Origin of the sequence: Mycolicibacterium xanthum (genome assembly GCF_019710635.1) — a bacterium.
GTDB lineage: Bacteria > Actinomycetota > Actinomycetes > Mycobacteriales > Mycobacteriaceae > Mycobacterium > Mycobacterium xanthum.
Map to the genome: position 1 here is coordinate 35,796 of NZ_JAIFZS010000031.1, position 10,553 is coordinate 46,348.

Here is a 10,553-nt window from a genome sequence, read left to right on the forward strand (position 1 = left end):
AGGACCGACTGACCCAGGGAGGCGGCGTGCACGAGACCGGGATCGACCGATCCGGCTCTGCGCTCGCCTCCCCCGCCCGGCCCCGGGTGCTGATCGCCGGGCTGGGCCTGGTGGTGCTCACCGTCGCGGTGCTGCAGACCGCCGTCGTTCCGGTGCTCGGCGTCATCGCCGAACAGCTCGACGCATCGATGGTCTCGGTCAGCTGGGCGGTGACGGCCAACCTGCTGGCCGCGGCGGCCGCGACACCGCTGATCGGGCGCCTTGCCGATCTGCACCGCAAGAAACGGGTACTGCTCGGGGTCCTGGTCGTGGTGCTGGCCGGCTCGGTGCTGGCCGCGACGACGTCCTCGCTGGCGCTGCTGATCGTCGCGCGGGTACTGCAGGCGGCCTCGTTCGCGCTCTACCCGGTCGGCATCGCCATCCTGCGCGAGGAGTTGCCCGCCGACCGGATGGTGTCGGCGATGGCGGTGCTGTCCGGCACCCTCGGCTTCGGCGGCGGCACCGGCCTGGTGGTGGTGGGGTTGCTGATGAACGGTGACGCGGACTATCACCGGGTGTTCTGGCTGACCACCGCCTTCACGGTGCTGGTCATCGCCGTCGTGGTGGTCGTCGTGCCCGACCGGCCCCGGTCGGCCGCCGGTTCCATCGACTGGCTGGGTGCGGCCGGCCTGGCGGTGGGCCTGGCCTCGGTGCTGCTGGCGATCACCCAGGGCAACACCTGGGGCTGGGGTTCACCGCGCACGATCGGCGCGCTGGCCGGCGGGTTCGGCGTGCTGATCGCCTGGTGGATCTGGGAACGACGGGCTCCGCGACCGCTGGTGTCGACGCGGATGCTGACCCAACGATCGATGCTGTTCACCAACCTGGCCACCGTCAGCGTCGGCATGGGACTCTACTTCGCGTTCCTGGGACTGACCCAGTTCGTCCAGATGCCCAGCGACACCGCCGGTTACGGCTTCGGCGCCACCGTGCTGCAGGCCAGCGTCGTCTACCTGCTGCCGGGAGCGCTGACCGGGTTCCTCATCGCACTGGTGTCCGGGCGCTTCATCGATCGCTTCGGTGCGCGTCCGGTGCTGACGGTGGCCGCGCTGGCGGGCATCGCCGGGTTCCTGCTGATCGCGTTCGCGCACACCGCACCGTGGCAGGTGATCGTCGCCAGCATCCTGGCCAATGCGTACATCAGCCTGGGTTACGGCGCGCTGCCCGCCCTGGTGGTCGCCGAGGTCAGCAGCGCCGACACCGGTGTCGCCACCGGAGTGAACGCGATCGCGCGCACGATCGGCAGCTCGGTGGCCGCCGCCGTGGTTGCCGTGCTGCTGGCCCGCACGACCGCCACGGGGATGCCCGCCGAGAGCAGCTTCGTGGCGATATTCGTGGGCGGGGCCGCCACGGCCGGGCTGGCGATCGTGCTCATCGCCGGATCCCGGCCCCGGCCGGGCGCCACCGAATCCGCCGAGGCGCGCTACGAAACACGCGCCATGAACCACGAGTGGGGCTGAGCCGCCGAAGATCGTCCGACACTCCCCGAAACGGCCGACACCGACGAGCCCGGGCTGCGAAACTTGACGTCGGCGACGACTCCCTGCCGGCCGGCTTCGGTCAGGCACCACTCGTTTGCGTCTTCGATGCGCGGATTCTCCCGCGATGAGCCAGAATCCCCAAGGAAATCCATTGTAGAAGTGTAAATTCGTTGCGGAATCGCTTGCGAAGGTCAGCGCTATCCGCGAAGGTTTATCCACAGCTCGCTGGCTGCACCCGAGGAGGACTCGCCCTGTCCGGCACAGACACAACCGCTGTAGATCAGACGGCGGGACACGAGGCCACCCCCGGCAAGGGCGGCCCGGTCATCGAGATCGACCATGTCACCAAGCGCTTCGGCGACTACATCGCGGTGGCCGACGCAGACTTCTCCATTGCGCAGGGCGAGTTCTTCTCGATGCTGGGGCCCTCGGGCTGTGGCAAGACGACCACGCTGCGGATGATCGCCGGATTCGAGACCCCGACCGAGGGCGCCATCCGCCTCGAGGGCGCCGACGTGTCCAGGACGCCGCCCAACAAGCGCAACGTCAACACCGTGTTCCAGCACTACGCGCTGTTTCCGCACATGTCGGTATGGGACAACGTGGCGTACGGGCCGCGCAGCGCGAAGAAGAGCAAGGCCGAGGTGCACAAGCGGGTCGACGAACTGCTCGAGGTCGTGCGCCTGGCCGACTTCGCCGAGCGCAAACCCGCCCAACTCTCGGGCGGTCAGCAGCAGCGCGTCGCGCTGGCGCGGGCCCTGGTGAACTACCCCAGCGCGCTGTTGCTCGACGAGCCGCTCGGCGCGCTGGACCTCAAGCTGCGCCACGTCATGCAGTTCGAGCTCAAACGCATCCAGCGCGAGATCGGGATCACGTTCATCTACGTGACCCACGATCAGGAGGAAGCGCTGACGATGAGCGACCGCATCGCGGTCATGAACGCCGGCAACGTCGAGCAGATCGGCACCCCGACCGAGATCTACGACCGGCCCTCGACGGTGTTCGTCGCCAGCTTCATCGGCCAGGCCAACCTGTGGCACGGCCGTCAGACCGGCCGCGTGAACCGGGATTTCGTCGAGGTCGAGGTGCTCGGTTCGACGCTGAAGGCGCGCCCCGGTGACACCCACATCGAGCCGGGCGGCAATGCCACGCTGATGGTGCGCCCGGAGCGGCTGCGGGTCACCCCGGGAGCGCAGGACGTCCCCGCCGGCGATGTCGCCACCGTCCGGGCCACCGTGACCGACCTGACGTTCCAGGGTCCGGTCGTGCGGCTGTCGATGGCCGCCCCCGACGATTCGACCATCGTCGCCCACGTCGGGCCGGAGCAGGAGCTTCCGATGCTGCGTCCGGGCGATGAGGTGCACGTGTCCTGGTCACCCAGTGCCTCGCTGGTGCTGCCCGGCGCCGACGTCCCCACCGCCGAGAACCTCGAGGAAATGCTCGACGACTCCTGATCCCGATCCCGCTTGCCGACCCCATCCCCTCCCTGGAGCCGACGAAAGGCACAGTCGCCATGTCCCGTGAGATCGATCCCACCCTGTTCGCCCGCCTGACCGCGAACCGCACGTCGCGGCGCCGGTTCATCGGCGGCAGCGCAGCGGCCGCCGCCGGGCTGACCCTCGGCTCGTCGTTCCTGGCCGCCTGTGGGTCGGACAGCAGCACCTCCACCACGACCACCGACGACGGTGGCCCGGCCGGCGGCACCCTGCGGATCTCGAACTGGCCGCTGTACATGGCCGACGGGTTCGTCGCGGCGTTCCAGACCGCGTCGGGCATCACGGTGGACTACAAAGAGGACTTCAACGACAACGAGCAGTGGTTCGCCAAGGTCAAGGAGCCGCTGTCGCGCAAGCAGGACATTGGCGCCGACCTGGCCGTACCCACCACCTTCATGGCGGTGCGACTGCACCAACTCGGCTGGCTGAACAACATCAATCACGACGCCGTGCCGAACATGAAGAACATCCGCACCGACCTGCTCGAGGCCAGCGTGGACCCGGGCCGCGAGTTCAGCGCCCCCTACATGTCGGGTCTGGTCGGTGTCGCCTACAACCGGGCGGCCACCGGCCGCGACCTGAGCACCATCGACGATATGTGGGATCCCGCGTTCAAGGGCCGGGTCAGCCTGTTCTCCGATGCCCAGGACGCCCTCGGCATGATCATGCTCTCGCAGGGCAACACGCCCGAAGACCCGACCACCGAGAGCGTCCAGAAGGCGATCGACCTGGTGCGCGAGCAGAACGACAAGGGCCAGATCCGCAAGTTCACCGGCAACGACTACGCCGATGACCTCGCCGCCGGCAACATCGCTGTCGCCCAGGCGTATTCGGGCGACATCGTGCAGCTGCAGGCCGACAACCCGGATCTGCAGTTCGTCGTGCCCGAATCGGGTGCCACGACGTTCGTCGACACCATGGTGATCCCGTACACCACACAGAATCAGAAGGCCGCCGAGGCGTGGATCGACTACGTCTACGACCGGGCGAACTACGCCAAGCTGGTGTCCTACGTCCAGTACATCCCGGTGTTGTCGGACATGACCGCCGAACTCGAGAAGATCGATCCCGAGTCGGCCAGCAACCCGCTGATCAACCCTCCGCAGGAGGTGCTGGACAAGTCCAAGGGCTGGGCCGCGCTCACCGACGAGCAGACGCAGGAGTACAACACCGCCTACGCGGCCGTCACCGGTGGCTGAGGTGGCTCTGCGCACGCGAGGAGCACAAATGGCCCCGCGCACGCGAGGAGCATAAGTGGCAGGCGTAGCGAGCAGCAGTCGGCAGCGGAGCAAGATCGCTCCATACCTGATGGTGGCGCCGGCCCTGGTGTACCTGGGCGTCTTCTTCGTGGTGCCGTTCTTCTCGCTGGCGCGCACCTCGCTGTCGGAGACCAGCGGGTCGATCTACCTGCCGACCCTGACGTTCGCCTGGGACTTCAGCAACTACACCGACGCGTTCAGCGAGTACCGCGAACAGATACTGCGCTCGTTCGGGTACGCGTTCGTGGCCACCGTGCTGTGCGTGCTGCTGGCGTTCCCGCTTGCCTACGTGATCGCGTTCAAGGCCGGCAGGTTCAAGAACCTGATCCTCGGCCTGGTCATCCTGCCGTTCTTCGTGACCTTCCTGATCCGCACCCTCGCGTGGAAGACGATCCTGGCCGACGACGGCTGGGTGGTCAGTGCGCTGGGCACGATCGGCCTGCTGCCCGAGGAGGGCCGGCTGCTGTCGACCAGCTGGGCGGTCATCGGCGGGTTGACCTACAACTGGATCATCTTCATGATCCTGCCGCTGTACGTCAGCCTGGAGAAGATCGATCCCCGGCTGCTGGAGGCGTCCAAGGACCTCTACTCGTCGGCCCCGCGCAGCTTCCGCAAGGTGATCCTGCCGTTGTCGATGCCGGGCGTGCTGGCCGGCAGCATGCTGGTCTTCATCCCGTCGGTGGGTGACTTCATCAACGCCGACTACCTGGGCAGCACCCAGACGACCATGATCGGCAACGTCATCCAGAAGCAGTTCCTCATCGTCAAGGACTATCCGGCGGCGGCCGCGCTGTCACTGGTGCTGATGCTGATCATCCTGGTCGGGGTGCTGCTCTACACCAGGGCACTGGGAACCGAGGACCTGGTATGACCGCCACTCACCCCCCAGTCGCGCGGCACAGCTCGGTGCCCAAGAAGGTCAGGGCACGGTACAGCTGGGGCGATCTGCTGCTGCGCATCGTCGCCGTCCTGGTGCTGCTGTTCCTGTTCCTGCCGATCTTCGTGATCATCCTGTTCTCGTTCAACAAGCCGCTCGGCAAGTTCAACTACGCATGGCAGGGCTTCACGTTCGAGAACTGGCTGCATCCGTTCAAGTACCCCGCGTTGACCGATGCCCTCAAGCTCAGCCTCAACGTCGCCGCGGTGTCCACCGCCATCGCGCTGGTGCTGGGCACCCTCGTCGCGATCGCGCTGGTCCGGCAGCGGTGGCGCGGCCAGCGCGCGGTCGACACGTTCCTGGTGCTGCCGCTGACCGCGCCCGAGGTGGTGATCGGCGCCGCGCTGCTGACGTTGTTCCTCGACTTCGGTTGGGCCGCCGGCTATGTGACGATCCTGATCGCTCACGTCGCGTTCGAGGTGAGCTTCATCGCGATGACGGTGCGCGCCCGGGTGCGTGGCTTCGACTGGACCCTCGAGGATGCGTCCCTGGACCTGGGCGCCGGCCCGGTGCGGACGTTCTTCAAGGTGACGCTGCCGCTGATCGTCCCCGGCATCGTCGCCGCCGCGATGTTGTCGTTCGCGCTGTCGCTGGACGACTTCATCATCACCTACTTCGTCAGCGGTTCGACCGTGACCTACCCGCTGTATGTGAACGCCGCGGTCAAGGCCGCGGTGCCCCCGCAGATCAACGTGCTGGCCACCGCGATCCTGCTGATCAGCCTGCTGCTGTTGGCGGCGGGAACGCTGCTGCGGCGCAAGCAGACCGAGAACTGATCGGTCACTAGGCCGAATCGACGGTGACGTTCACCGTCACCCGGCCGCTGTCGTCGCGGCGGGCGACGGCGTGGCCGGTCCGGTCGGCGCCGTCGAAGCCGAGCAACGTGATCGGTCCTCCCGCGCCGGTGAAGTTGCGCCACCAGTTCTTCGCGTCCGGCGCCATCACGTGGATGACGATCCCGCCGTCGCAGCGCCGGTAGTTGACCGGGGTCTGGAACGTCGCCCCGGACCGTCGTCCCACGTAGCTGATCACCACCATGCTGCGGCGCGCCAGCGAGCCGATGCCGGGGACGTCGAGCAGCCGGGCCGCACCGGAGTTGAACAGGCCCACCATCGGCGAGCCGAAGATTCCACGAGCCATAGGCAACGGTATCGCCGGTGGGTGTCCGGCGGCTCAACCGAGTTCGACCGGAACGGAAACGGTGCGCGCGCCGGTGCGGGCGGCACCGATTCCGGCGCTGACCACCAGGCAGATCCCGAGCATCCCGAAGGCCCCTGGAACCTGGTGCAGCACCACGAAACCGACGACCATCGCGAACGCCGGTTCCAGGCTCATCAGGGTGCCGAACGCGGCGGTGGTCAGCCGGCGCAGTGCCATGAGCTCCAGCGCGAACGGCACCATCGGCAGCAGCACCGCGAGGCCGAGCCCGATCAGCAGGATCTGCGGGGTCATCCGCTCGATGACCGCGGGGCCCACCGCCAAGGTGGCGACCAGTCCCGCGACCGGCATCGACACCGCCAGGCCGTTGATGCCCGCGACCTGGTCCCCCACCCGCTGGGTCAGCAGGATGTAGCCGCCCCAACAGACCGCCGCACCCAGGGCGTAGGCGACGCCGACCGGGTCGACCGCGCCGCTCCACGGCTGGGTCAGCAGGACCACGCCGACCGCCGCCAGCCCGGGCCACACCAGCCGGTCCCTGCCCTGACCGCGTGCCACGGCCACGGCCAGCGGGCCGAGGAACTCCAGCGCACTGGCCGTCCCCAGCGGGATGCGGTCGAGCGCAGCCATGAACAACAACGTGATCGCGGCGGTCACCCCACCCAGCAGCACGCAGGTCAGGAAGCTGGTCCGGGTGAAGGCCGCCCGGCGGGGCCGGACGATGACCAGGAACAGCAGACCCGCCCAGGCCAACCGCAACCACGCCGCACCCTCGACGCCGATGTCGGCGATCAGCGTGACCGCGATCGCGAGCCCGAGCTGGACGGACGCCATCGATCCGACCGCCATGAGGGCACCCGAGCGGGCCTGGTTGGTACTCACCCCTGTATTGAACGGGACCAGAACCGTTGCGGTCCACGTGATTTTCCTGGATATACCGTTCATGATCCATGAACGGTGAGGTGAGGTCGGGCCAGCCGCTCAGGTAGCCGGGTCGCCCAATGGTTGCCACCCTCGCGAGACCGAGTTACTCCAGCGCGGCGGCCGACGCTCCAGGAACGCCGCCACGCCTTCGCGCGCGTCGTCGGTTCCCATCACGCGCCGGTGCAGATCGGTCTCCAGCGCCGCGACCTCGCGGGGCCGGTAGCCGTTGGCCAGCGTGTCCCAGAGCAGCCGTTTGCTCAGCGCCGCCGACATCGGCGCGACGTTGACCACGATGTCGCGGGCGATCGTCAGCGCGGTGTCGAGCACCTCGGCACCGGGCACCGCGCGGGTGGCGATCCCCATCGCGGCGGCCTCGGCTCCGTCGAACGCCCGTCCGGTCAGCAGCAGGTCGGCGGCCACCGTGGCCCCGGCCAGGTGCGGCAGCGTCCAGTGCGACATGCAGTCGCCGATCACCCCCCTGCGCGCCTGTGCCACAGCGTATTTGGCTTGGGTGGCCATGATCCGGATGTCGGCCTGCAGCGCGATCGTCAGGCCGATGCCGATCGCGTGCCCGTTGACCGCCGCGATCACCGGGGTCCGCAGTTCGAAGGCGGCGGGGTCGGTCGGGGTGGCGCTGAAACCCTCCGGCGCCACGTCGAACGGGCCGGTGGGCGCGGCGAAGTCGGCGCCGGCACAGAACGCGCTGCCGGCGCCGGTGACCACGATCACCCGCACCGAGTCGTCCTCGTCGCAGCTCCGGTAGGCGACGTTGAGCAGCTCACCCATCTGCGCGGTGTAGGCGTTGCGCCGCTCGGGCCGGTTGAGCACCAGCACGGCAACGCCGTCGTCGACGGCGACGGTGAGCTCGGTCATGCGGCGAACTTACCGACCCACCGGGCGTCTTCTGGGGACAATCCGAGGGTGGACACCCGCCGACTCGAACTGCTGCTGGCCCTGTCGCGTCTCGGTTCGATGCGCGCCGTCGCCGAGGCACACCACCTGACCACCTCGACGGTGTCCCAGCAGATCGCGGCGCTGGCCCGGGAAACCGGTGCGCCGCTGATCGAACCCGAGGGCCGCCGGGTCCGACTGACCCCCGCCGGTCGCCGGCTCGCCGATCACGCGGTGACCATCCTCGCCGCGGTGGACGCCGCCCGGCTCGACCTGGACCCCGAAGCCGAGCCGGCCGGCACGGTCCGCATCGGCGGCTTCGCCACCGGAATCCGGGTCTCGCTGCTGCCGATCGTGGCCGAGTTGTTCACGCGCTACCCCGACGTGGACTTCGTGATCAGCGAGTACGAGCCGATCGAGGCGTTCGCGCTGCTCACCGCAGATGATCTGGACCTCGCACTGGCTTACGACTACAACCTGGCACCCGCATCGCCCGGCGCGGCGCTCGAGGCGATGCCGCTGTGGTCGACCGGCTGGGGGCTCGGCGTGCCGACCGAGGCCGCCGGGGACACCACCGGTATCGCCGCGTTCGCCGACGCCACCTGGATCGTGAACTCGCGCAACACCGCCGACGAGACCGCAGTGCGCACGCTGGCCTCGCTGGCCGGCATCACGCCGCGCATCGCCCACCAGATCGACAGCCTCGATCTGGTGGAGGATCTGATCGTGGCCGGATTCGGTGTCGGCCTGCTCCCTCTTGACCGCCCTACCGGGGCGGGGGTGACGGTGTTGCCGCTGACCGATCCCGAGGTGATCCTCACCGCCTACGCGGTCACCAGGCGCGGTCGCTCGGACTGGCCGCCGCTGAGGGCGATCCTCGACCGGATGCGAACGCCCGCCGGCGAGCTGCCACGCCCACGGTGGCCACGACCCGAAGCCGCCCGGCCCCGCTGACCGCCGCAGGTGTCGCTCAGCTCCGCCCGGCCAGCCACATCGCCTGCCGCCGAACGAAATCGGCGTCGACCACCGCGCCGTGTCCCGGAACGTAGAGCGCCGACTCACCGCCGATCTCGATCACCCGCCGCAGCGTCGAGGGCCACTGCGCGGGATCGGACTGCTCGTCGAAGCACGGATCGCCGGATTCCTCGACCAGATCACCGCAGAACACCACCGTCGGCCCGGCGCCGGCGACCGCGACGATCAGGTCGTGGTCGGTGTGCCCGCGGCCCGGGTGGGAGATCGCCACGTCGAGCGCACCGAGCCGCAGCGTCGCCTCCCCGACGGCATCGCGGGGCGGTGCCAGCGCGGCGACGGCACGGTCCACTTCGGCGGCATCGGCGCCGTAGCGAACCGCCTCGGCGCGCAGGCCTGGACCCGCGGTCGCCATCGTCGCCAGCACCGCCGTAGCGCAGTAGAAACGCGCACCGGCAAACACCGAGCTGCCGAGGATGTGGTCAAAGTGGTTGTGGGTCAGCACCACATGACCGACCTCGTGGCCGGTGAGCGAGCGAACGTCGGCGGCCACGGCCTCCGCCTCGGCCAGCGTGGTCCCGGTGTCGATCAGCAGCGCCTGCCCGCCACCGGCCACCAGGCCGACGGTCACATCGCAAAACGCCAGCCGGCATCGGAACACCTGCGGCGTGAGCTGTTCCCACGCCAACCCCGCATCGGCCACGTCGCCAAACTACCCCGGCTGCGTCAAGATACGGGTTTGCGCCGGAGCCGGCCGGGGCATACTCGATCCATGTTGATCCGCCGTGTCGCGCGCCCCATGCTTTCCGCCGTGTTCATCTCGCGTGGGATCGAGGCCCTGCGCAGCCCGAAACCCGCCGCCGATGCCACCCGACAAACCCTCGAGGGCCTGAGCAAGCTGCCCGACCCGGTGGGCGCCAACGTCCCGTCGAACGCCGAGACGGTGGCCCGGGTGAATGCGGCGGTGCAGATCGGCGGCGGGCTGCTGCTGGCCACCGGCAGGCTCCCGCGGGTGGCCTCAGCCGCACTCGCGCTCAGCGTGGTGCCGGGTTCGCTTGGCGGGCATGCCTTCTGGAACGAGGTCGATCCCCAGCGCAAGGCCGACGAGCGGCGCGCATTCGTCACCGACATCAGCCTGATCGGCGGGCTGATCATCGCGGCGGTGGACACCGAGGGCAAACCATCGCTGGGCTGGCGCGGACGGCGCGCCGCGCGCAAGGTGTCGGAGGCGGTGCACTCCGCGCTGCCCGCCGGCGCGGACGCGAACCCGTCGTTGACCGACAGCGCACTCGGCGAGAAGGTGGGCCAGGGCCTGCATGTCGGAGCCGAGCGGAGCCGAGAGCTTGCCCACATCGCCCGCGAACGCGGCGGTGAGCTCGCCGGCGAGCTGGCCGTT

11 protein-coding genes are annotated in these 10,553 nt (G+C 69.1%); 7 read left to right on the forward strand and 4 right to left on the reverse strand.

The genetic code is table 11. The features are described from left to right. Window positions 1-26: 26 nt before the first annotated feature. The 5 genes from JDV09_RS13695 (at window position 27) to JDV09_RS13715 (ending at window position 5,988) form a co-directional block, all read left to right on the forward strand. The gene (locus tag JDV09_RS13695) at window positions 27-1,499 is read left to right on the forward strand and encodes an MFS transporter (protein ID WP_221369680.1); all 1,473 of its coding nucleotides are present in this window, start codon (window positions 27-29) and stop codon (window positions 1,497-1,499) included. A gap of 386 nt (window positions 1,500-1,885) precedes the next feature. Beyond that, on the forward strand, window positions 1,886-2,974 hold the full coding sequence (locus tag JDV09_RS13700; RefSeq protein WP_372452915.1) for an ABC transporter ATP-binding protein: 1,089 nt from the start codon (window positions 1,886-1,888) through the stop codon (window positions 2,972-2,974). 59 nt (window positions 2,975-3,033) lie between these two features. Beyond that, window positions 3,034-4,215: a polyamine ABC transporter substrate-binding protein gene (locus tag JDV09_RS13705; RefSeq protein ID WP_221369682.1), complete on the forward strand. Its 1,182-nt coding sequence runs from the start codon at window positions 3,034-3,036 to the stop codon at window positions 4,213-4,215. A 55-nt stretch (window positions 4,216-4,270) separates the two neighbouring features. Then, window positions 4,271-5,146 (forward strand): ABC transporter permease, encoded by an 876-nt coding sequence (locus JDV09_RS13710; protein ID WP_221369683.1) that lies wholly within the window; start codon window positions 4,271-4,273, stop codon window positions 5,144-5,146. Then, complete coding sequence (locus JDV09_RS13715) at window positions 5,143-5,988, forward strand: ABC transporter permease (protein ID WP_221369684.1); 846 nt, start codon at window positions 5,143-5,145, stop codon at window positions 5,986-5,988. Before JDV09_RS13710 ends, JDV09_RS13715 begins: the two co-directional genes overlap by 4 nt. A gap of 7 nt (window positions 5,989-5,995) precedes the next feature. On the opposite strand, the gene JDV09_RS13720 is transcribed toward JDV09_RS13715, so the two are convergent. The 3 genes from JDV09_RS13720 to JDV09_RS13730 all read right to left on the reverse strand — a co-directional run bounded on the left by JDV09_RS13720 (window position 5,996) and on the right by JDV09_RS13730 (window position 8,167). Further along, window positions 5,996-6,352: a hypothetical protein gene (locus tag JDV09_RS13720; protein WP_221369685.1), complete on the reverse strand. Its 357-nt coding sequence runs from the start codon at window positions 6,350-6,352 to the stop codon at window positions 5,996-5,998. A gap of 33 nt (window positions 6,353-6,385) precedes the next feature. Beyond that, window positions 6,386-7,252, reverse strand: coding sequence for an EamA family transporter (locus JDV09_RS13725; RefSeq protein WP_221369686.1), 867 nt, complete (start codon window positions 7,250-7,252; stop codon window positions 6,386-6,388). A 99-nt stretch (window positions 7,253-7,351) separates the two neighbouring features. Then, entirely contained in the window at window positions 7,352-8,167 is an 816-nt protein-coding gene (locus tag JDV09_RS13730) for an enoyl-CoA hydratase-related protein (protein WP_221369687.1), read from the reverse strand. A gap of 48 nt (window positions 8,168-8,215) precedes the next feature. Between JDV09_RS13730 and JDV09_RS13735 the strand changes: the two genes are divergently transcribed. Next, window positions 8,216-9,139, forward strand: a complete 924-nt coding sequence (locus tag JDV09_RS13735; RefSeq protein WP_221369688.1) for a LysR family transcriptional regulator — start codon at window positions 8,216-8,218, stop codon at window positions 9,137-9,139. A gap of 16 nt (window positions 9,140-9,155) precedes the next feature. Here JDV09_RS13735 and JDV09_RS13740 read toward each other — a convergent pair whose 3' ends face one another. Further along, window positions 9,156-9,860, reverse strand: coding sequence for an MBL fold metallo-hydrolase (locus JDV09_RS13740; RefSeq protein WP_221369689.1), 705 nt, complete (start codon window positions 9,858-9,860; stop codon window positions 9,156-9,158). Between the two features lie 69 nt (window positions 9,861-9,929). On the opposite strand from JDV09_RS13740, the gene JDV09_RS13745 reads away from it, so the two are divergent. Next, a partial coding sequence (locus JDV09_RS13745) for a DoxX family protein (RefSeq protein WP_221369690.1) occupies window positions 9,930-10,553 on the forward strand: 624 nt, incomplete at its 3' end.

Excerpts from the sequence above, each read along its gene's own strand:
- JDV09_RS13715 (WP_221369684.1), top strand. The coding sequence starts at position 5,143 with ATGACCGCCACTCACCCCCCAGTCGCGCGGCACAGCTCGGTGCCCAAG.
- JDV09_RS13730 (WP_221369687.1), bottom strand. The coding sequence starts at position 8,167 with ATGACCGAGCTCACCGTCGCCGTCGACGACGGCGTTGCCGTGCTGGTG.
- JDV09_RS13720 (WP_221369685.1), bottom strand. The coding sequence starts at position 6,352 with ATGGCTCGTGGAATCTTCGGCTCGCCGATGGTGGGCCTGTTCAACTCC.
- JDV09_RS13705 (WP_221369682.1), top strand. The coding sequence starts at position 3,034 with ATGTCCCGTGAGATCGATCCCACCCTGTTCGCCCGCCTGACCGCGAAC.